Origin of the sequence: Streptomyces sp. NBC_00820 (assembly GCF_036347055.1) — a bacterium.
Classification (GTDB): Bacteria; Actinomycetota; Actinomycetes; order Streptomycetales; family Streptomycetaceae; genus Streptomyces.
In genome coordinates, this window is sequence record NZ_CP108882.1 from 4,915,152 (window position 1) to 4,936,391 (window position 21,240).

Here is a 21,240-nt window from a genome sequence, read left to right on the forward strand (position 1 = left end):
TTCCATGTCAGTGGGGCACACCGGGGTAACCACCGTCCCCGTCGTCAGCTGCGGCGACGAGCACGAGGATTGCGGGATCCGCGACGTGCTCGACCGGATCGGCGACAAATGGTCGGTCCTGGTCGTCGTTGAACTGGCCCAGGGCGTCCGCCGTTTTCGGCAACTACAGCGCGCCATCCCCGGTATCTCGCAGCGGATGCTGACGCTCACCGTGCGGCGGCTGGAACGCGACGGCCTGGTCACCCGGACTGTGCATCCCACGGTGCCCCCGCAGGTCGAGTATGAGCTCACGACGATGGGCCACAGCCTCACGTATCTGGTCAAAGCCCTCACGGACTGGTCGGCTCAACACCGCGACGCCATCGCGCAAGCGCGCCAGGAATGGGATGCCGAACACCCCGACTCTGGAATCCGGTGAACAAACGGGCTCCAGCACCTTGCCGATTACGACGGGGTGAGCTTGCTCAACCCCCTCAACGAACTTCTGCGAGGCAGCACTAGGTCCCATGAGTCCCGCCGGTCCCCGGATGCCACCGTGGATCCCCCCGGAAGGGGCTCGTACGGTGAACCGAAATCCGGAAAATCATCCGGGAGAGGATTGAACGGGCCGCCTTCGTCATACGTATGGTCGGGTGAGGGGTGTCGGCACGGCGGGCGAGAGGCGGCTAGCAGTGATGACTCACGGTATGCGGACGGACACGAATACCGCCAATCTAGGTGCTCGGCGAGACTGGCGTGACACAGCCACCCACTACGCCCTCCTCCCGCTCCGTGTCTTCCTCGGCGTCACCTTCGTCTACGCCGGCCTGGACAAACTCACCGACAGCTCCTTCCTGAAGTCGGGCGGCGCCGGCTCGATCGGCGAGACGATGCGCGCGGTCCGCGACTCCGCAGCCATCCCGGGCCTGGTCGACCTGGCACTGAAGGCGCCGGCCGGCTTCGGCTGCGCCATCGCCGTCGGCGAGCTGGCCGTCGGCGTCGGCATCCTGCTCGGGCTGTTCGGCCGCTTGGCCGCCCTCGGCGGCGCGCTGATCTCGCTCAGCCTGTGGCTGACCGTCAGCTGGGCTACCGCGCCGTACTACTACGGCAACGACCTGGCCTACCTGATGGCCTGGCTCCCTCTCGTCCTCGCCGGTACCCCCTATCTCTCCGTGGACGCTTCCTGGCGTGCCCGCCGCCGCCGGCGCTCGGGCGGCTACCTCTAGGCCGTGTCCGCGAGGTCCCGTCTGGCTCGCGACACCTGGCACGCACTCCCCCAAGCTCTGCGAGCAGGGGGCACCCCCAGCCGCGTTGCCGGGCTTGCCCGCGTGCACCCTTTACGTGGGTGACCCTCCGCCTCCTTCACGCGGGCGACCCTCCGCCTCGTGATCGCACGCACCGGACGCCGCGAGCCCTGCCCTGTGAGCCTTGCCTCGCGAACCCTGTCTTGTGAGCCCTGCCCGCGAGCCCTGCCCGCGAGCCCTGCCCTGCGGGCAGACTGCGCCACGTCGCGGACTCGGTCTGGCTAGAGTCCGTCCTCCGGGCCCTGCCGGGGCCGGGCGGCGGACTCACTCGGTCGACCGGAGCCGGTCCGATCCGGCAGGAAGGTCCTGGGCGTCCTCCGTGCCGCGCCGTCCCCGCAGGGACCGGGCGAGGACCGCTGTGGCACCGGCCAGGCACAGGCCGCCCACGACGAGCGGTATCGCCGCGAACCACGGGACTTCCCACAGGCCGTTCGCGTCCCCGGCGAAGACGACTCCCGTGGCCGTGAGGAACAGACCGCCGACCAGCCTTCCCGGCTGGACCTCATGACGCAGCACGGCTGACCTCCACCTGTCCGACGCCCACCTGGAGCTCGATCTCCCACGTGCCCGCGTTCTTGCCGCCCTTGGCCGGCGGCAGGGTCAGGTCCTCGTGCCTGCCCGGCTCCACGTCCACGTCCTTCCTGTTCTCACCGGGCAACCGGACGTCGCCCAGGCCCACGTCGATGCTGATCCGTGCCGTCGCGTCGGCCGGCACGATCACCTTCAGCCGGCCCGCCCCCACCTCGGCCCGCGTGGTCAGTGTCTGCCCCTTGGCCGGGTGCAGGCGTCTGAGGTCGAGGGTGCCGACACCGGTGCCGAGGTCGTAACCGGAGCGGGCGTCCGCCGCGTTGGCGGGCTTCCAGGACGTCTTCTTCCACTGCGCCGTGACGTCCTCGGGCAGTGCGGAGGCCCCGGCGAGCAGTGCCGCCGTGATCAGCGCGAGGAACACCGAGCCGGCTCCCGTGCGCCCCAGGAACGCGCTGAGCGCGATGCCCAGGCCCAACACCACGAGCGCACAGGCCAGGCCGGTCTGCAGACTGATGGCGGCCGGCCGCGTGTCCCACGTCAGCCCGGCGCCCAGGCCGCCCGCCAGCAGGGCGAGCAGGAATATCCAGCCGCCGATCCAACGCGGGCCGCGCGGTCTTGGGGCGTCGGTCTTCGGTGTGCGGAGCGAACCGGGGTGGGTCCAGGGGGTGGCGATGCCGACGTTCACGGCCGAGGCGACGTCGCGGCCCCGGGCGTCGCCGGGCCCCCACAGATAGCCGGTGCCGCCGGCCTGGGTGCCGTCCTTGCCGATCGGGTCCCGCCACCACGACGGGTAGGTGGCGGTGACCGGCGGCGCCTGCGCCTCCGGCGGCGCGTCCGCGGCGGCCTGCGCGGCTATGGGGTGTCCCCTGGTCGGGTGGGGTCCGGAGCTGGGGGAGGGGTCAGGAGTGTCCCGGTGCCGAGACCAGTACCCGGCGCCGGCCAGGAGCAGGGAGAGCACCACGGCGAAGGTCAGCACCGCGCCGTTTCTGAGCGTGGTCAGCACCACTCCGCAGCCGACCAGCGCGAACAGCACGCCGGCCAGGGCCTGCCCGTCGACGCGACCCGTGAGCAGCTTGCGGACCTCGTTCTCCTCCTCGTCCTCGTAGGGCACGAGGAGCCAGGCGAAGCCGTAGAAGATCAGGCCGATGCCGCCGGTCGCGGCCAGCACGGCCAGGGTGATCCGGTAGATCACCGGATCCATGTCGGTTTGCCGCCCGAGTCCGGAGCACACTCCGGCGATCACCTTGTGCCGCCGGTCGCGCCGGAAGCCCTGGGCGGTCGCGGCGGGGTCCTGCGCCGGGTCCCGCTCCTCCGTGTCCGCGCCTGCGCGGGTGTCCGTGCCCGCGCTCGTGCCCGCGCTCGTGCGTGCTCCTGTGCCTGCACCCCTGTCTGTGCCTGGGGACGCGCCCGCGCCGGTGGGGCCGGTGCCGTCGCCTCCCGTCTGGCCCGGCCGTCCCGTCGCGGCGGGTGCGGCATCCGTCGGTCCGGTGCCCGGGTCCGGGCGCGGGCCGGAGCCGGGTCCCGGACCCGTCGCGGCGTGCTCGTGATCCGTCATGCGTCCATGGTGACGGCCCGCCCGCCGCGACGGCAGTCGGGACAACCCTGGGCGAACCCTGAAATCGGCCCTGAGACGCGATGGGGGGACGTTCGATCTCCGGCAACCCGCCCGTTCCGGACGGCCGGACCGACGAATCAGGGGAACCCTCGCGAAGATCAGGGGACTCTAGGGGGCTGACCCTGATGCTCTGTTCTCGCGACCGTGTGACCATCGATGGCATGCCGGAAGCCGCAAGCCTGACCCTCGACGACCCGCGGCCGCCGCGCAAGCTCTACCGCAGCGGTGACGGCCGCTGGCTCGGCGGAGTGGCGCGGGGCCTCGCCGGGCACCTCGGGCTGCCCGTGGTCTGGGTGCGGCTCGCCTTCGTCGGCCTGTTCATGGCCAACGGACTCGGCGCCCTGCTGTACGCCGCGTTCTGGTTCTTCGTCCCCCTCGGCGTCGGCGGCGTCGCCGGCCACAAGCCGCCGTCGCTGGTCGGCACCGAGACCTCGCCGGACGGTCGCCGCAGACTGGTGACACGCAAGCCGGACAAGGGGCAGATGGTCGCCCTGCTCCTCATGGTCATCGTGTCCATGGTCTTCGTGAGCAGCGTCAATCTGACCAAGGGCGCCAAGGCCTACCTCCTGCCCGCCGTCCTGGTCGCGGCCGGTGTCGCCCTCGTCTGGCGGCAGGCGGACAACGCCCGCCGGGCCCGCTGGGTCGAGGTCGGCAGCCGCCGGCGCACCCTCACCCTGCTGCGCGCGGGCGTGGGCGTCCTGCTGGTGACGGCCGGTGTCTCCGCCATCTTCGTCATGCAGGGCTCGGCGGCCCACCTCGGCGCGGTCCTCGAGGCCGCGCTCGCCGTCCTTGTCGGGATCACCCTGCTCGCCGGCCCCTACCTCGTCCGCATGACCCAGGACCTGTCCCAGGAACGCCTGATGCGCATCCGCGCCCAGGAGCGTGCCGAGGTCGCCGCGCACGTCCACGACTCCGTGCTGCACACCCTCACCCTGATCCAGCGCAACGCCGACAACGCGAACGAGGTGCGGCGTCTGGCCCGCGCCCAGGAACGCGACCTGCGTACCTGGCTGTACAAGCCCGAGGGCACCGGGAAGGACGAGGCCGACGAGCCGGACACGGTCGCGGAGGCGGTGCGCCGCAACGCGGCCGAGGTCGAGGACAAGCACGGCGTGCCCATCGAGGTCGTCGTGGTCGGCGACTGCCCGCTCGACGAGAGGACCAGTGCGCAGATGCAGGCCGCGCGCGAGGCGATGGTGAACGCCGCCAAGTACGGTGGCGAGGGCGGCGCCGTACAGGTCTACGCCGAAGTCGAGGGCAGGACGGTCTTCGTGTCCGTTCGCGACCGGGGCCCCGGCTTCGACCTGGACTCGATACCCGGCGACCGCATGGGCGTCAGAGAATCGATCATCGGCCGCATGGAACGCAATGGCGGCACGGCCCGGCTCCGGTCGGTGCCGGGCGGCGGTACCGAGGTCGAGCTGGAGATGGAGAGGGCGGAGAAGACGGTATGAGCGACGCGACCGAGACGAACGGCACGGCGGGGGCGGCGGAGGTGTCCGAGTCCGGGCGTGGCACCGGCGGCGGCCCGGACGGGCGCCATGTCCGTGTGGTGCTCGTCGACGACCACCGTATGTTCCGCACCGGTGTCCAGGCCGAGATCGGGCAGACCGCACAGACCGGCGTCGAGGTGATCGGGGAGGCCCCCGACGTCGACCAGGCGGTCTCGGTCATCACCGCGACCCGGCCCGAGGTGGTCCTCCTCGACGTCCACCTGCCGGGCGGCGGCGGGGTCGAAGTGCTGCGCCGCTGCACGGCGTTGATGACGGACCCCGGCCGGCCCGTGCGTTTCCTCGCGCTGTCCGTGTCCGACGCGGCGGAGGACGTGATCGGTGTGATCCGGGGAGGTGCCCGCGGTTATGTCACCAAGACCATCACCGGCTCCGACCTCATCGACTCCATCTTCCGCGTACAGGAGGGCGATGCCGTCTTCTCCCCGCGTCTGGCCGGGTTCGTTCTGGACGCCTTCGCCTCCACCGACGCCCCGCCGGTCGACGAGGATCTCGACCGCCTCACCCAGCGCGAACGCGAGGTGCTCCGCCTGATCGCGCGTGGCTACGCCTACAAGGAGATCGCCAAGCAGCTGTTCATCTCCGTCAAGACGGTCGAGTCCCATGTCTCCGCGGTGCTCAGGAAGCTTCAGCTCTCCAACCGGCACGAGCTGACCCGCTGGGCGACGGCACGACGGCTGGTCTGAGCGGGCGGCGCGCACGCCCCCGGGGTGCTTCCCTGCGGACGCGTTGTGCCCACCCGCGGGTGTCCGAGCGTCAGGCGGGGCCCTGGTGGAGGCGGAGGAGCGCGGCGGCGGCGTCAGCCACCTGCCGGCGCAGCTCTGCGGGTTCGAGGACCTCGACACCTGGTCCGAGGCGCAGCACCTCGCCGACGGCGTGTCCGAGCGACTCGATCGGGACGACGGTCCGCACACGGCCGTTCTCGTCCGGCGGCTCCGCGTGCGCCTGCGCCGACTGCCGGACGGCCACGTCCACCAGCTCGGGAAAGCGCCGCCACGCCTCCGCCGTGAGGCGGAGCACGGCGCGGTCCCGGAACCGGCGAGCATCGAAGCCGGCCAGCCAGGCGCGCCAGTACTCGGTCAGGTCGAAGCCCGCCGGCCGGTCGAAGGGCTCGTCCCCGGCCTCCTCCAGCCGGCGGATCTGCGACACCCGGTAGGTCCGGATGCCGCGCGTTCCGTCGGCGCCCAGCGGGTCGGGGCTCAGCGGGGCCGGGGCCGGCGGGGCCGGGCTCAGTGAGTCCTGGCCCGGAAATGACGGGCCCAGCGACTCCGCGACCAGGTACCAGGTACCGGCCTTCAGCACGATCCCGAGGGGCCGCAGCTCCCGCCGTACGTCCTGCGGCTTCGCCCAGCGGTGGTAGTGGACCCGTAGCGTCCGCCGGTTCCACACCGCCGCGGCGACCGCCAGAAGGTGCGGGACCTCTTCCGCGTCGCGATACCAGCGCGGCGTGTCCAGGTGGAACCGCTCGCGGACCCGTGCCGACCGTTCGCGCAGTGCCGGCGGCAGGGCCGCGTCCAGTTTCAGCTGGGCCGCCGCGAGGTCGGCGCCGAGACCCAGTTCGGACGCGGGGCCGGGGAGACCGGACAGCGCGAGGGCGTCCGCCTCGTCGTCGTGCAGTCCGGTCAACCGGGTGCGGTAGCCCGCGACCAGCGCGAACCCGCCCGCGTGGCCCGACTCGCCGTAGACCGGAACACCCGCGGCGGAGAGTGCGTCCACGTCCCGGTAGACGGTGCGCACCGAGACCTCCAGCTCGGCGGCCAGCTGACGGGCGGTCATCCGGCCGCGGTTCTGCAGGAGCAGGACGAGAGAGAGCAGACGGCTCGCGGTCTTGGCCACGTCTGTCATCTTCGCCGACTCGACTGACAGGCCGTGGCAGTGAAGCCTCGTTCAATGAGCGCATGATCACGGAATGCCGCACGCGGCGAACCGGACGCCTCTTGGTGTCCGCCGCCTTCATCACCTCGCTCGGCAACAACGTCCAGTTGATTTCCGGCGCGCTGCTGGTGATCCGCCACCATCACACGATGCTGTCGGTGGGCTGGTTGTTCATCGCCGTGGCGATCCCCCAGGCGCTGCTCTCTCCGTTCTTCGGCCGGCTGGCCGACCGCGTCGACCGGCGCAAGTTGTGGATCTTCAGTGATGTGGCGAGCGCGGTCACGGCTCTCGCGCTCCCGGTGTGGCTGTGGTTCGGGCACGGTGGGGGTGCCGGACCGGCGGTCTACGTGGCCAACCTCGCCCTGGCCGTCCTCGCCGCGCTGTTCTTCCCGGCCAGCGCGGCGTTGGTCAAGGAGCGGACCCCGCCCGAGCGGCTCCGCGGCTTCAACGCCCACTACGAGATGGCGACGCAGGCGGGGATGCTGCTCTCGGCGACGGTCGGCGGTCTGGCGGTCCAGCTCTTCGGGGCGGTCCCGTTGCTGCTGGTCAACGCGGGCACGTTCGCGGTGTCGGCGGTGTGTGTGACGGCGGTGGGGCGAGGGCGGGAAGGCGGGGCGGGCGTCTCCACGACCACGGAGGACGCCGCCATGCCGCCGGTCCACGACGCCGGTGCGCCGGTCACCCCTCGGCTGCCGATGGCGTGGCTGGTGGTGCTGTTCGCCCAAGGCAGCGTCGTGGTCACGGTGTTCAACGCCCTGCTGCCGAAGTTCGTGCTGGGAGTGTCGCATCGGGGGGCGGCCACGTTCGGCGCCATAGACGCGCTCGGCAGCCTCGGTTTTCTGCTGGCCACAGGCGCGTACAGGATCTCGGGCCGCAGGTTCGGCGACCTGTGGACGGCGGTGGCCGGCTTCCTGCTGTGCAGCGTGCTGTTCGCGCTTCAGCCGCACTTCGGTGTGGCGGGGGCGGCGCTGCTGGTGCCGTGTGGGGCGTTCGTCTTCGGCCAGGCGCGGATCGCGTCCCGCAACCTGCTGATGGCGACGGCGGGGCTGGACCGGGCGGGCCGGGTCTTCGGCCTGGCCAACGGGGGTGGGCTGGCCGCGACGGTCGTGGTGATGCTGCTGGTCGCCGTGATCACGGACCGCTTCGGAGCCGGGTACGGCTTCGCCGCGACGGCCGTGCTGAGCGCGACCGCCACGGCGGCCGCGGGCCACCACCTGTTCCGTGCCCGTGCCCGAATGCGTGACCGCGGTCATGGAGCGGCTCGTCAGGTGCGGGAGCGACCCGTCGGTGAGGTACTGCCTTGAGAGCGTGCGGCGGTTTCCGTGCCGCGCGGCCGCTTCCATGCCGCGCGACTTCGGTTCCACGCCGTACGGCCGCCTTCCGCCGCGTCACCGCACTTCCGGGAAGACGCCTCACGCCACCCGCGTCGCCCCCGCGAACGGCATCTGGTCGATCGGGGCGACGCGCACCGGGGCCGAGGGGTTCGGGGCGTGGATCATCTGGCCGTTGCCGACGTAGATGCCCACGTGACTGATGCCGGAGTAGAAGAACACCAGGTCACCGGGTTGGAGTTGGGAGCGGGAGACGCGTCGGCCGGCGTTGATCTGCGCGTAGGTGGTGCGGGGCAGGGAGACGCCGGCGGAGCGGTAGGCGGCCTGGATCAGGCCGGAGCAGTCGAAGGCGTTGGGGCCGGTCGCGCCCCAGACGTAGGGGCTGCCGAGCTTCTGGTAGGCGTAGGCGACGGCTGCCGCGGCCCGAGAGCCGGGCGCCTCCGCTCCGGAACCGTGCGCCGCGGCGGATCCGCCCTGCCGCAGGGGCAGCCGGACGTCCACGGCCGAGCGGGAGGCGTGGTCCGGCATCGTGTCGTCGCCCGTGACCTCGACGCGTTCTCGCGGGGTGAGCCGGTCCAGCAGTTCGCGCGCCTCGTCCAGCTTCGTGGTGACGGCCTTCTTCTGCCGCCGCAGCTCGGTCTGCCGCGACCGCAGCGATGTCAGTTCGACGCGGGCGGCACCGCGTAGCTGCTCGATCTCCCGCAGCTGCAGGCGTACCTGGCTGACGGTGCCGGCCTGCCGTTCGCCGACCCGTTCCGCGAACGCGGCGCCGTCCAGGTAGCGGTCGGGGTCGCGGGACAGCGCGAGCTGCCAGGCGGGGGAGAAGGCGCCGTCGCGGTACTGGGCCGCCGCGTACGAACCCAGGGCCTCCCGGGCGGCGTTGAGCTTCACCTGTTTGCGGGCGGTCTGGTCGTGCAGCGAGTTCACCCGCCGCTGGGCGTCGTTCGCCTTCTCCTTCGCCCCGTTGTACTTCTGCGTGGCCGTCTCCGCCTCCTGGTAGAGCTTGTCGACCTTGGCCTTCACCTGTGCCGGGGTCAGTCGCGGCGCGGCGTGTCCCGTGCCGTCGAAGGCCGTCGCGGTGGCCGCGCCCGCGAGGGCGAGGGTGGCGGCCGTGCGCGCCGTGTTGCCGCTGAGCGAGCGCTGTCGGGACTTTCGGTGCGCTGCCACCTGGACAGTCACGTCCTTCCGTGGGACTCGTCCGGCCGAGGACGCGGACGACCGGGGGGCGGTCCGTGCGTCCGGCGGCGGCCCGCACAGGGGGAACGGGCCGCCGCCGGACCTTCTCGGCGGGGGTGGCCGACTGCCGCCCCTGGGCGGGCGGCGGTGGGGAGCCGGTCACCTGGGGGAGGACGCTAGGCCCGACTGTGACGGGTCGGTAACGCGGTGTACGGAACTGGTTCCGACGAGTCGGGGTGTGACCGTATGTGAGCGGATTGGCCGGCCGGAGCCGTCGCCTTCACGCAGCGTGGTGATCGATGCGGGGAATGCGGGGACGAGGAAGGCGCGGGGTGCTATGGGACGCATATATGCAAGATCCAGCGGCGCCGGTGCCGATGTGCCGGTGCCGATGCCGGGGCCGGTGACGGACGGGGCGCGCTTCTCTGACTAGGCTCCGGACTCATGGACGTACTCATCCATCTCTTCGTCGGCCTGCACATCATCGGCATCGCGGCGCTGCTCGGCGGTTTCCTCACCCAGATGAAGGCGATGGGCCGCGGTACGGCCCGCTTCGTCCCGGGAATGCTGCACGGCGCCTTCACCATGCTGGTCACGGGCGTGATCCTGGTCGGCCTCAACGAGGCCGACGGCCACCACGTCAACTCCGTCAAGATCGGCGTGAAGCTGGCCCTGCTGATCGTGATCCTCGGCCTGGTCTATGTGAAGCGCGACGAGGAACAGGTCGACAAGCGCCTCTTCGGGCTGGTCGGCGCGCTGACCATGGCGAACATCTTCATCGCCGTGCTGTGGACGTGACGCCCGGCGCCTTTCTCCCGTCCCGGCCGGCCCGGGCGCGCGCCGTGAGCACCGCGCCCGCGGCGGCGGCCAGCCACGCCGCCACCGAGATCCACACCAGCACCCGCCCCGGCACCGTCAGCCATGCGAAACCCAGGGCGGCCGCGACCGACAGCGTCGCCGCCGCCGTCGTCCCCATCGGGAACACCGTCGCCCACCGCCGTACGTCGTAACCCGGCCGCGGCCGGGCCAGCTCGGCCGCCAGCAGGACGACGTAGCAGGCCAGATCCAGTACGAGCAGTACGACCGTCGCGTCGTGCAGGACGCCGCGGTCGTCGTCGTTCCACAGGTACAGCCGTGTGCTGTCGGCGGAGAGCAGTTCGGCCCCGGCCAGGGCCGAGACGGACAGCGTCCCGCCCGCGATCCAGTGGTCCCCGCAGCCCCTGACCACCTGCCACGGATCGAACCGCGCCAGCGCGCGGACGTAGAGCAGCAGCCCCAGCCAGAACAGCACCAGTGCCACGTGCGCGAGCCACGCCACCGTCTCGGCCGCGGCCAGCGTCGCCGCCTGCACCGCGAGCGCCTGCGTGGCCACGCAGCCCAGGAACACCGTCCCCGGCATGCGCTGCCCCCGGTGCCGTACGGCCGGCAGGAGCAGCACCGGCCAGAGGAGCGCGGCCAGTGCCAGCAGCGCCTCGGCCACCGTCGGCCGGCCGAGCAGCGAGATCCGGGTGCCGATCACCGCCGTGGCCGCGACGGCGGTGATCGCGACCGGACTCTCCGCCTCAGCGATCCACCGCCGGCGCTGCCCGACGAGCCGCACGACGAAGTCGGCGCCCAGCGCCGACCAGGCGGCACAGGCCAGCCCCAGGGCCACCAGGGACACCACCTCGGCACCCGCCAGATGGAGCCCGACCGACACGATGGCGGTCGCCATGACGGCAGCCCCCGCCGCGGGCGAACGCCCCGCCCACCACACGCACAGATCTGAGATGCCGGGCATACGGCCGATGCTAGGAAGTCACCCGGTCCGGAGGCGGAGGGCACGCGCGCGTGGGGCGCGAGAAAGACGCGTCGCGGTGGGGGAGCGCTGCCGTCAGGCCGGTCGTACGACGCTGTGGACGACCGTGCCGGCATCGGGCTGGACCGGGTCCTCGCGGACGTACTCACCCGGGCGGGGAGCGTGGACCATCACTCCGTCACCCAGATAGAGGCCGACGTGGCTGCCGTCGTCGTGGAGGAAGACCAGGTCACCCGGACGGGCGTCGGCGACGGGGACCGGGGTGCCCGCGCGGGCCTGCTCGTGGATGCCGCGCGGGATGGTGACACCCGCGGCCTTCCAGGCGGCCTGGGTGAGGCCGGAGCAGTCGTACGAGCCGGGGCCGCTGGCACCCCAGACGTACGGCTTGCCGATCTGGGCGCGCGCGAACGCGATCGCCTTCTCCGCCTTGGCGGACGCGGACGTCGGGGCGGAGAGCGGGGTGGGCGGCAGGGGTGAGGTCGGGGTGGACGGCTGGGTGCCGTCCTGCCAGGCGGCGGTTCCCGTCGGCCCGGTCGGGGCCGTGAATCCGGTCAGCAGCCCGCGCGCGGAGGCGAGTTTCCGCTGGACTGCGGTCTTGGCGACGCTCGGGTCGTACGGCTGCCGGGCCGGCGCCTCCGCGCTCGGGGCGGCGTGCGGGCCGTCGACGGCCTGCCGGACGTGGGGAGTGCTCTGCGGGTGCGGCGCGTGCGGCGCGTGCTGTGCGTGAAGGTCGTGCCTCGCGTGAGGCTCGTGTCGCGCGTGAGGCTCGTGCGGACCGTGGGGCGCGTGCGGGTCCTGCGGCGACCGCGCCGGCGTACCGAGGCCGCGGCCGTCTCCCGGACCACGCGCCGTCTCGGGGCCGCGGGCGTCCGGTGGGGTCGGCGGTGTCCCGGAGTTCCCGGCCGCCCACCGGGTCCGCGGCGGCTCCGGGTCCCCGGTGCTCCCCGCGGACCGCGCCGCCCCGGCGTCCCTCGCGTTCTGCTGCCGCTGCCGCACGTTCGAGGCCAGCCGGTCCATCACGCGGCTCTGGTGGAAGTAGTCCTGGGGACGGTCCTGCGGGCTCTCCTCGGACGCGGCCCTCTCGTGCGAGGTGTCGGACCGGCCGCGCTGCCCTGCGCTCCGCTCCCACCCCCCACGCTCCTGGCCGCCCCGTTCCTGGCCACCACGCTCCCGTCCGCCACGCTCCCTGACGGCTTCCTGGCGTTCGGCCGCCGACTCCGCCTCGCGGTAGAAGTCGTCGATCTTCTTCTCGATCTCCTCCACGCTCGGCCCGCCGCCGTCCGCGGCGTGGGCGGGCTCGGCCGTCTGGGACAGGACGGCCACGGAGGTGAGGGCCGCGGTGGCGAGGGCGGGGGCACGGAACCCGGTTCCGTTCGTCCCCGAGGGGTGCGGCTTGCGGTGCGACGCCAAGGGAGGCGACTCCTTCCAACATGCCGCCTACCGGGTTAGCTGTCGGGTTCGGGCGGGTGGTTCGGAAGGTTTGCCCTACGGCCTTGTCCCAGCGGGATGTGGGCCGATTCACCCCAGATCGGTGTGGGTCCCCGGCTCCGGCTGCCCTGCGCGGGCGTACCGGACTCGGCGGAGGCCGCGCGGCCCGGCGACGTTCGCCGGAAGGGGTCGTGCGGCCTGCTCGCAACTTAACCAACTCGTGTGTCTCGTGTGAAGGTTGGTGTGCCATATGTCCGATACGTTTTCGTGACCTGAGGGTGAGATCACGCTGTCGTGACCGGGTGGCTTCGCAGGGTGAGGGGCGAGCTGGCCCGTGTCGCGCGGTGATCAACTCTCCGCGAAACCGGCCATGTTCCCGAGGTGGCGACCGGTTGTCGGTGCGGCGCCCTAGACTCGTAGAGCGATGAGCAGCCTCTTTGACGACAGCTTCCTGGCGGACCTCCAGGCCCCTCGCGGGCGCGAGGAGGAGCCCCCGCCGCCGCCCGAGGACGATCACGCTCCGGAGTCGCTTCCGGACGATCTGTTCGGCGGGAAGTTCGACGTGCCGCCGGACCGGGACGCCCACTACCGCGACGGCGCCCCGCGCCCCGCGCTCGACGCGGCCGCCCTCCTGGAGGGGCTGAACGAGAACCAGCGTGCCGCGGTCGTGCACGCCGGCTCCCCGCTGCTCATCGTCGCCGGTGCCGGGTCGGGCAAGACCCGTGTCCTCACCCACCGCATCGCCCACCTGCTGGGCGAACGGCATGTGCACCCGGGCCAGATCCTCGCGATCACCTTCACCAACAAGGCCGCGGGCGAGATGAAGGAGCGCGTCGAGCAGCTCGTCGGCCCGCGCGCGAACGCCATGTGGGTCATGACCTTCCACAGCGCGTGCGTGCGCATCCTGCGGCGCGAGTCGAAGCGGCTCGGCTTCACCTCGTCCTTCTCGATCTACGACGCGGCCGACAGCAAGCGCCTGATGTCCTTGGTCTGCCGCGACCTGGAGCTCGACCCCAAGCGCTTCCCGCCCAAGGCCTTCAGCGCCAAGATCAGCAACCTGAAGAACGAGCTGATCGACGAGGAGGACTTCGCCGCCCAGGCCGCCGACGGCTTCGAGAAGACCCTCGCCCAGGCCTACGCGCTCTACCAGTCGCGCCTGCGCGAGGCCAACGCGCTCGACTTCGACGACCTGATCATGACGACGGTCAACCTGCTGCGCGCCTTCCCGGACGTCGCCGAGCACTACCGCCGCCGCTTCCGCCACGTCCTGGTGGACGAGTACCAGGACACCAACCACGCCCAGTACGCCCTCGTGCGCGAGCTGGTCGGCAACGGCGAGCGCGCCGCCGAGGACCTCGGCGCACCGTCCGGCGAGGCCGACCTTCCGCCCGCCGAACTCTGCGTCGTGGGTGACGCGGACCAGTCGATCTACGCCTTCCGCGGCGCGACCATCCGCAACATCCTCCAGTTCGAGGAGGACTACCCGAACGCGAAGACGATCCTGCTGGAGCAGAACTACCGCTCCACGCAGACCATCCTCACCGCCGCCAACGCGGTCATCGAGCGCAACGAGTCCCGCCGCCCGAAGAACCTGTGGACCAACGCCGGCCAGGGCGCGGGGATCGTCGGCTACGTCGCCGACACCGAGCACGACGAGGCCCAGTTCGTGGCCGACGAGATAGACCGTCTCACGGACGCGGGCGACGCCAAGGCCGGGGACGTCGCGGTCTTCTACCGCACCAACGCCCAGTCCCGTGTCTTCGAAGAGGTCTTCATCCGCGTCGGCCTGCCGTACAAGGTCGTCGGCGGTGTCCGCTTCTACGAGCGCAAGGAGGTCCGGGACGTCCTGGCCTACCTGCGCGTCCTCGCCAACCCCGAGGACTCGGTGCCGCTGCGCCGCATCCTCAACGTCCCCAAGCGGGGCATCGGCGACCGCGCCGAGGCGATGATCGACGCCCTCTCGCAGCGCGAGAAGATCAGCTTCCCGCAGGCGCTGAAGCGCGTCGACGAGGCGTACGGCATGGCAGCGCGCTCCACCAACGCGGTCAAGCGGTTCAACACGCTGATGGAGGACCTGCGCACGATCGTGGAGTCCGGCGCCGGACCGGCCACCGTCCTGGAGGCCGTCCTCGAACGCACCGGGTACCTGGCCGAGTTGCAGGCGTCCACCGATCCGCAGGACGAGACCCGCGTCGAGAACCTCCAGGAGCTGGCCGCCGTGGCCCTGGAGTTCGAGCAGGAGCGCGAGGAGGAGGAACAGGGCACGCTGGCCGACTTCCTGGAGAAGGTCGCCCTGGTCGCCGACTCCGACCAGATCCCGGACGAGGAGGACGGCAACGGCGTCATCACGCTGATGACCCTGCACACCGCCAAGGGCCTGGAGTTCCCGGTCGTGTTCCTGACCGGCATGGAGGACGGCGTCTTCCCGCACATGCGCTCCCTCGGCCAGACCAAGGAGCTGGAGGAGGAGCGTCGCCTGGCGTACGTCGGCATCACGCGCGCGCGTGAGCGGCTCTACCTCACGCGGTCGGCGCTGCGCAGCGCCTGGGGCCAGCCGTCGTACAACCCGCCCTCCCGTTTCCTGGAGGAGATCCCGGTATCCCATCTGGAGTGGAAGCGGACGGGAGCGATCGCGCCCAAGTCCTCCGGGCCGACCTCCGGGATCGCGGCCTCGCTCTCCTCGTCCCGCTCCCGCTCGTCGGCGGCCGGCGCGTCCGGGTTCGCCACGCGGCGGACCTCCGAGAAGCCGGTGGCCTCCCTGGCCATCGGCGACCGGGTCACCCACGACCAGTTCGGGCTCGGCACCGTCGTCGCGGTCGCGGGCGTGGAGGACAAGGCGCAGGCGACGATCGACTTCGGTGACGGCAAGCTGAAGCGGCTGCTGCTGCGGTACGCGCCGGTGGAGAAGCTCTAGGGGGTGTCGTTTGGATCAGCTCGGGTCCGCGGCGTCCGGCACGGCACCTCGCCGCGTTGTCGGGTCGGCCGAGTACGTCCGGTACGCGGCAGATCCTCCGCCTTGCGAGGCACCGCACCGGACGCCGCGGCCTGATCCGGCCTGATCCAAACGACACCCCCTAGCCGGAACTGCGACGGAAGCGAGCCCCGCCGGTCCGGCGGGGCTCGTGTCGTCAGGGGATCAGGTCGGGTCGAGCCCGTGGCTGCGCAGCCACGGCAGCGGGTCGACCGCCGCGCCGCCGGCCGGGCGCACCTCGAAGTGCAGGTGCGGGCCGGTGGAGTTGCCCGAGTCGCCGGAGTAGGCGATCGGCTGGCCCGCCTTGACGGCCGTACCGTCCGGGACGCGGTAGCGGGAGAGGTGGCAGTACCAGGTCTGCGTGCCGTCCTTCGCCGTCAGGATCAGCATGTTGCCGTAGGCGACGTTCAGCTTCGTGGAGACGACGCCGTCGGTGGCGGCCATCACCGTGGTGCCGTAGGAGACGGGGAAGTCGATGCCCGTGTGCACGGACATCCAGTTCACGCCCGCCTGGCCGAAGTAGGCGCTGAGCCCCCGCTGCAGCACCGGCAGCGCGAACTTGGGACGCAGGCGCTCCTTGAGCGCGGCCTCGGCGGCCGCCTTCTTCTTCTCCAGCGCCTGCTGGGTCCTGAGGTCGATCCGCTCCTGCGTGCGGCTCGCCCGGTCGGCGAAGTCGTCGGCGCCGGCGGAGAGGGTCTTGAGCTGGGCGTCCAGCTGGCTGTTGGCGACGGACGGCTTGACCACGTGCGCGTCCGAGGCGGAGGCGGTGGTGTCCTTGTCGTCGCCGGTCAGGTTGCCGACGGAGGCGGCGGCGATCCCGGCGACCCCCATCACACAGACCGAGGGCACGGCGACGGTCAGCAGCGCGGAGCGCTTGGCGGGAGTACGGCGCCGGGAGCGCGCGCGGGGCTCCGGGACGAACTCCTCCTGGTCGTCGAGCAGTTCCGAAGCGACGGGCAGTTCGCCTGTCGCTCCCCACTCGTCCTCGCCGCCGGCCACTGCGTCGTGCCGATCGCGTACGTCGTGTCCGGCGTGATCGTCGTGCACATCGCGTACGTCGTGCGCATCGCCAACGTCGTGTCCGTCATGTACGGGGTCCACGTCGTGTCCGCCGGCTGCGCCGTATCCGTCGTCGACGCCATGTTGACCGTGCTGGCCGTGTTCGCCGTATTCCGCGTAGGAGTTGTCCTCCTCGTACGGCGTGGGGGCGACGGGTTCGGCGAACGGTTCGGTGAGCCGTTCGTGCTCCGTGGCGGGGCCGCCGGAGTTCCAGTGCGTGGCGTCGTACGCACCGGTGTCGATGGTCTGGGTGCCCCACTCCCACTGCTGGGCGGGATCCGCGACGGGCGCCTGCCCGTGCTGGTGCCAGGCGCCGGTGTCCCACTGGCCGCTGACGTCGTTTCCGGTGGCCTGCGCGGGCACCGTCCAGCCGGTCGTGTCGTACGCGGCCGAGTCGTAGGCGGTGTGGTGCTGGGCCGCGTACGGGTCGTAGCCCTGGACGTGACCGGTGCCGGTCTGCCACTGCGTGGTGTCGTAGGCGCCGGTGGGCTGTTCACCGCCGGGGAAACCGCCGTAGAGCGGGTCGGTGTCGTAGGTGCCGGGGGCACCCGTCGCGAAACCGGTGGTGTCGTAGCCGCCGTACGTGGTGAGGTCGTCGTAGTGGGCTTCCTGCGTTCCGTAAGGCGCGTAGTGCGCGGAGGAGGCATCGGAAGCCGGAGCCGGGGTGGTCATGGTCCCCGACGGGTGACGGTCGTTCACCAACTTCTCTTTCGCCTCGACAACAGGGGCTGGCAGAGCAGTGCGGCGACTGTACCCGGCGGTATGCGGGCGCGACAATCTTCGGCCGGTTTCGCGTTGGCGGGAAACGGGCATTCGGCCGTGTTTCGGGGGAGGGTGGGCGCGACCTTGGCCTTGTGTTCGATGAATGTTCGATACTGGTGACGCTGTGTCATCGGCGAACGGGGCTATCCGGCGAGACGTCCGCCGCCCCTCAGGCACCCTCGGTCGTGACCGCGGCCCCCGCCCGGGTGGTCCTCAGGCCACCGTGAGACCGCCGGCGAGGCGCTCTCCGGGGCGCGGCTCGTCCAGCGCTTCCCGGATCCCGGCCGCCACCGCGGGGTGCACGGGCAGGGCGAGGTGCCCGATCCCGCTCACCCGGACGTTCTGCGTGTCCAGGTCGGGATGGTCGACGCAGGCGGCCTCCAGCGGATCCATCACGGAGTCCAGATCGCTCCAGAAGCTGACGAAGCGGGTACGGCAGCCGGGCGCGGGCCGGGCCAGCTCCTTGAGCAGCTCGGAGCCGGGTCGCATCTGCCGGACGATCGGATGGGCGTTGGCCAGGGGTACCGCCCGGGTCCCGGAATGCGGGGTGCCCAGGGTGACGAGGGTGCGTACCCGCAGGTCGCCGCCGAGGCACTGTGCGTAATAGCGCGCGATCAGTCCGCCGAGGCTGTGTCCCACGATGTCGACCCGGTCGCTGCCGGTGCGCTCGCAGATCTCCTCCACGTGCCGGCCCAGCAACTCGGCCGCGGCGCGTATGTCACAGGTCAACGGAGAGTAGTTGAGTGATTCCACCCGCTCCCTGCCGTGCTGCGCGAGGCTACGGCGCAGCAGGACGAACACCGAGCGGTTGTCGATGAAGCCGTGCAGCAGGACCACCGGGGGGCCGGGCGCCACGGGCAGCCGGGCGGTGCCGTCCGGGTCCGGGCGCGCGGACGGGCGGCGTTCCTGGGTGAGGCCGGTCGGATACAGCAGCAGGTGTCCGGCCAGGATCGCGGCATCCAGCGCGGTGGCCTTCAGGAGTGTCACGGACAGCGAGGCGAGACTGCCGGGCCACAGGCGCCGGTAGATCGGGAGGAAGAGTGGCAGTACCCCGGTGACCTTCATTGGCCGACCTCCTGTCGGCACGTGGGGGGCGGCTCTGTCCCCCGCGTGCCCTCATGTCCCACCGTGTGATTTCCCCCTCGCCGCGCACCGCGAAACAGCCGGGTGCGGGATGCTGGAGATAACGTTCGTTCACTTCGCGACAGGTGACGAAACGTGCCAGGTGTGCGGTACTTGTCGGTACGTACGGAAGCAGTCGCTTTCCGTGGTCGCTTGATGGAGGCAGTGATGGGTGTGGCAGCCGGTCCGATCCGTGTGGTGGTGGCCAAGCCGGGGCTCGACGGCCACGATCGCGGGGCCAAGGTCATCGCGCGGGCGCTGCGCGACGCCGGCATGGAGGTCATCTACACGGGGCTGCACCAGACGCCGGAGCAGATCGTCGGCACCGCGATCCAGGAGGACGCCGACGCGATCGGCCTGTCCATCCTCTCGGGGGCCCACAACACCCTCTTCGCCGCCGTCATCGAGCTGCTCAAGGAGCGCGACGCCGAGGACATTCTCGTCTTCGGCGGCGGCATCATCCCGGAGGAGGACATCCCGCCGCTGAAGGAGAAGGGCGTCGCGGAGATCTTCACGCCGGGCGCCACCACCACGTCGATCGTGGAATGGGTGCGGGAGAACGTGCATCAGCCGGCTGCCTCCGGCGGCTGAGCGGCGCCGGGGCTGGGGTGAAGATCTCCGGGCCGGATGAGGGTTCCGGGGTCTGAGTGAAGGATCGGACGGCTGGGCGAAGGCCCGGACGGCTGGGTGCAGCCCCCCAGCGGTGGGCGTGGGCGTGGGCCTGGCTGTCGGGTGGTCGGCCCTGGCGGTCGGGCGGCCAGGGCGATCCGCTCCGGTGGCCAGAGTGATTCGCTCCGGTGATCGGGTATGGCCAGGTCAGGTGATCGGGTGGGTGCTCCGTGCCGGGTCTGGGGAGGCGCTCCCGGGACTCCGTCCCAGGCCCTGCCGGAGTCGGCCGGACTCCGTCCCAGACCCCGGCCGGACCCGCCCGGACGCTGCCTCGGACCCCGCCCGGACTCTGCCTCGGACCTCGCCCGGACTCTGCCTCGGACCCCGGCCGGACTCTGCCCCAGGCCCGGGGCGGTCGCATCCTCAGGCTTTCCCAGAGGTGCTGTCGGTGCCCGGGGGTGCCAGTTCCTCGGCCATCGCCGCCCGCAGTCTCAGTGTGGTGACCAGCCGCTGGAAGGCTTCGGCCCAGTAGCCGCCGGCCCCCGGTGATGCGTCCTCCCGTTCGTCGGGGGCCGCCAGCAGGCCGTCCAGGCGGGTGGCCTCCGCCGGGTCCAGGCAGCGTTCGGCCAGACCCATCACGCCGCTGAAACTCCAGGGGTAACTGCCCGCGTCCCGCGCGATGTTGAGGGCGTCCACGACCGCCCGGCCGAGCGGCGACGGCCAGGGCAGCGCGCACACGCCCAGCAGCTGGAACGCCTCGGACAGGCCGTGCGTGGCGATGAACCCGGCGACCCACGCGGCACGTTCCCCCGGTGCCAGCGTGGCCAGCAGCTTCGCGCGCTCCGCCAGCGACACCGAGCCGGGACCGCCGGCCTCCGGCGCGGACGGCGAGCCGAGCAGCGCCCTCGACCACTCGGCGTCGCGCTGTCGTACCGCCGCCCTGCTCCAGGCGGCGTGCAGCTCGCCCTGCCAGCCGTCCGCGACGGGCAGTTCCACGATCTGCCGCGGCGTCCGCCCGCCGAGCCGCTCCGTCCAGGTGCCGAGCGGCGTCGATTCCACCAACTGGCCGAGCCACCAGGACCGTTCGCCGCGGCCCGCGGGGGGCTTGGCGGTCACGCCGTCCCGTTCCATGCCGGGGTCGCATTCGAGGGGCGGCTCCACGGCGATCGCGGGGCCGTCACCCGTGTGGTCGACGGCCACGCAGGCTCCGGCCCGTACCGCCATCCGTGCGGCCAGCGCCGATTCCGGGAGCGCGGACAGCAACTCCGCCGCCGTGGCACGGACGTTACGGCTGCGGTCACCCAACGCCGCTTCCAGGAAGGGTTCGTCCCGCGCCGACAGGCCTGTGCGGAGCGAGTCGAGGAACATCAGCCGGTCCTCCGCCCGCTCGGTCGCCCAGGTCGCCGCCAGCAGCTCCCGCGCGAGCGTGGCGGCGGAGTCACGTCGCAGCCGGGACAGCAGGGCGACCCGCTCGGCGAACAGCCCTTCCCGCCAGAGTCGTTGCACTGCCTCGCCGTCCTCCAGGTCGGGCAGTGCCGTGCCGCCGCCGGGGGCTGCGCGCTGGGCGAACCGCCAGTCCGGGTTCAGCCGGGCCAGCCACAGCGCCCGCGGCCCCGCGAACGCCAGCGCCGCGGGCCGCAGGTCCGTACGGCCCCGGGCCGCGTCCAGCAGCGCGGGCAGCGCCTGCGGGGGTGCCGCGTACCCGTGCGCGTTGGCCGCCGCCAGCCACTGCGGCAGCAGCTCCATCAGGTCCGGTGCGTTGCCGCGGCGGCCGCCGCCCGGCCCCGTGGAGCGGTCGGCCAGCAGCACGGCGAGTCTGCGTGCGGCCGCGGCGGGCAGCGCCGGACGCGGATCCTCCGGCGCGGGCTCCGGCCGCCGCCCCGCCGGTGCGGCCCGCAGCCCGGCCCGGCGCCGTACGGTCGCCACGGCGGCGGCGTCCAGCAGGTTCACCGGGGCCTCGCGGCCGGGCGTCCCGGCCGCCAAGGGGCGCCGGTCGGTGCCCAGGAGGGCGGTGGTGACCAGGTCTTCCCAGGAGGGGAGGGCCTCGGCGGGGGCGGCTGAAGCGGCCGGTGGGGAAGCGAGAGCGGCGGTGGAAGCAGCGGTGGGGGTGGCTGTGGGGGTGGGTGAGGCGTCGGTCATCGCGTTCGCGCTCCCGTCCATGAGGTTCCCTTC

17 protein-coding genes and 1 riboswitch are annotated in these 21,240 nt (G+C 72.2%); of the genes, 8 read left to right on the forward strand and 9 right to left on the reverse strand.

What is annotated here, in order from left to right; all coding sequences use genetic code 11:
• Nucleotides 1–4 precede the first annotated feature (4 nt).
• Complete coding sequence (locus OIB37_RS22310) at nt 5–418, forward strand: winged helix-turn-helix transcriptional regulator (protein ID WP_330457697.1); 414 nt, start codon at nt 5–7, stop codon at nt 416–418.
• 268 nt (nt 419–686) lie between these two features.
• Nucleotides 687–1,205 (forward strand): DoxX family protein, encoded by a 519-nt coding sequence (locus tag OIB37_RS22315; RefSeq protein ID WP_330459365.1) that lies wholly within the window; start codon nt 687–689, stop codon nt 1,203–1,205.
• A gap of 342 nt (nt 1,206–1,547) precedes the next feature.
• Here OIB37_RS22315 and OIB37_RS22320 read toward each other — a convergent pair whose 3' ends face one another.
• Nucleotides 1,548–1,799: a hypothetical protein gene (locus OIB37_RS22320; protein ID WP_330459366.1), complete on the reverse strand. Its 252-nt coding sequence runs from the start codon at nt 1,797–1,799 to the stop codon at nt 1,548–1,550.
• Entirely contained in the window at nt 1,786–3,366 is a 1,581-nt protein-coding gene (locus OIB37_RS22325; protein ID WP_330459367.1) for a PspC domain-containing protein, read from the reverse strand. Before OIB37_RS22325 ends, OIB37_RS22320 begins: the two co-directional genes overlap by 14 nt.
• Before the next feature lie 221 nt (nt 3,367–3,587).
• On the opposite strand from OIB37_RS22325, the gene OIB37_RS22330 reads away from it, so the two are divergent.
• Both OIB37_RS22330 and OIB37_RS22335 read left to right on the forward strand, forming a co-directional pair.
• Nucleotides 3,588–4,880 (forward strand): ATP-binding protein, encoded by a 1,293-nt coding sequence (locus tag OIB37_RS22330; protein WP_330459368.1) that lies wholly within the window; start codon nt 3,588–3,590, stop codon nt 4,878–4,880.
• Nucleotides 4,877–5,623, forward strand: coding sequence for a response regulator transcription factor (locus OIB37_RS22335; protein ID WP_330459369.1), 747 nt, complete (start codon nt 4,877–4,879; stop codon nt 5,621–5,623). Before OIB37_RS22330 ends, OIB37_RS22335 begins: the two co-directional genes overlap by 4 nt.
• Before the next feature lie 70 nt (nt 5,624–5,693).
• Here OIB37_RS22335 and OIB37_RS22340 read toward each other — a convergent pair whose 3' ends face one another.
• Nucleotides 5,694–6,782 carry a helix-turn-helix transcriptional regulator gene (locus OIB37_RS22340; RefSeq protein ID WP_330459370.1) on the reverse strand — a complete coding sequence of 363 codons (1,089 nt, stop codon included), beginning with the start codon at nt 6,780–6,782 and terminating at the stop codon, nt 5,694–5,696.
• A gap of 53 nt (nt 6,783–6,835) precedes the next feature.
• Here OIB37_RS22340 and OIB37_RS22345 point away from each other — a divergent pair, with 53 nt between their 5' ends.
• Complete coding sequence (locus OIB37_RS22345) at nt 6,836–8,116, forward strand: MFS transporter (RefSeq protein ID WP_330459371.1); 1,281 nt, start codon at nt 6,836–6,838, stop codon at nt 8,114–8,116.
• Between the two features lie 108 nt (nt 8,117–8,224).
• Here OIB37_RS22345 and OIB37_RS22350 read toward each other — a convergent pair whose 3' ends face one another.
• Complete coding sequence (locus tag OIB37_RS22350) at nt 8,225–9,310, reverse strand: C40 family peptidase (protein ID WP_330459372.1); 1,086 nt, start codon at nt 9,308–9,310, stop codon at nt 8,225–8,227.
• Between the two features lie 453 nt (nt 9,311–9,763).
• Between OIB37_RS22350 and OIB37_RS22355 the strand changes: the two genes are divergently transcribed.
• Complete coding sequence (locus OIB37_RS22355; protein ID WP_330459373.1) at nt 9,764–10,117, forward strand: hypothetical protein; 354 nt, start codon at nt 9,764–9,766, stop codon at nt 10,115–10,117.
• Here the strand turns inward: OIB37_RS22355 and OIB37_RS22360 are convergent.
• Together OIB37_RS22360 and OIB37_RS22365 are read right to left on the reverse strand one after the other, a co-directional pair.
• Nucleotides 10,095–11,099 (reverse strand): hypothetical protein, encoded by a 1,005-nt coding sequence (locus OIB37_RS22360; protein WP_330459374.1) that lies wholly within the window; start codon nt 11,097–11,099, stop codon nt 10,095–10,097. The two genes, OIB37_RS22355 and OIB37_RS22360, sit on opposite strands and share 23 nt — an antisense overlap.
• Nucleotides 11,100–11,192: 93 nt before the next feature.
• Nucleotides 11,193–12,527 carry an NlpC/P60 family protein gene (locus OIB37_RS22365; protein WP_330459375.1) on the reverse strand — a complete coding sequence of 445 codons (1,335 nt, stop codon included), beginning with the start codon at nt 12,525–12,527 and terminating at the stop codon, nt 11,193–11,195.
• A gap of 8 nt (nt 12,528–12,535) precedes the next feature.
• Nucleotides 12,536–12,708: riboswitch (cyclic di-AMP (ydaO/yuaA leader) on the reverse strand.
• Nucleotides 12,709–12,969: 261 nt separating this feature from the next.
• On the opposite strand from OIB37_RS22365, the gene pcrA reads away from it, so the two are divergent.
• Entirely contained in the window at nt 12,970–15,459 is a 2,490-nt protein-coding gene (gene pcrA, locus OIB37_RS22370; RefSeq protein WP_330459376.1) for a DNA helicase PcrA, read from the forward strand.
• A 222-nt stretch (nt 15,460–15,681) separates the two neighbouring features.
• Here the strand turns inward: pcrA and OIB37_RS22375 are convergent, their stop codons facing one another.
• Both OIB37_RS22375 and OIB37_RS22380 read right to left on the reverse strand, forming a co-directional pair.
• A complete protein-coding gene (locus tag OIB37_RS22375; RefSeq protein WP_330459377.1) occupies nt 15,682–17,274 on the reverse strand; it encodes a M23 family metallopeptidase in 1,593 nt (530 codons plus the stop codon).
• A 276-nt stretch (nt 17,275–17,550) separates the two neighbouring features.
• Nucleotides 17,551–18,402 carry an esterase/lipase family protein gene (locus tag OIB37_RS22380; protein ID WP_330459378.1) on the reverse strand — a complete coding sequence of 284 codons (852 nt, stop codon included), beginning with the start codon at nt 18,400–18,402 and terminating at the stop codon, nt 17,551–17,553.
• A gap of 225 nt (nt 18,403–18,627) precedes the next feature.
• Between OIB37_RS22380 and OIB37_RS22385 the strand changes: the two genes are divergently transcribed.
• A complete protein-coding gene (locus OIB37_RS22385; protein ID WP_330459379.1) occupies nt 18,628–19,050 on the forward strand; it encodes a cobalamin B12-binding domain-containing protein in 423 nt (140 codons plus the stop codon).
• Nucleotides 19,051–19,491: 441 nt separating this feature from the next.
• On the opposite strand, the gene OIB37_RS22390 is transcribed toward OIB37_RS22385, so the two are convergent.
• A complete protein-coding gene (locus tag OIB37_RS22390) occupies nt 19,492–21,228 on the reverse strand; it encodes a DUF5691 domain-containing protein (RefSeq protein WP_330459380.1) in 1,737 nt (578 codons plus the stop codon).
• Between the last annotated feature and the right edge of the window lie 12 nt (nt 21,229–21,240).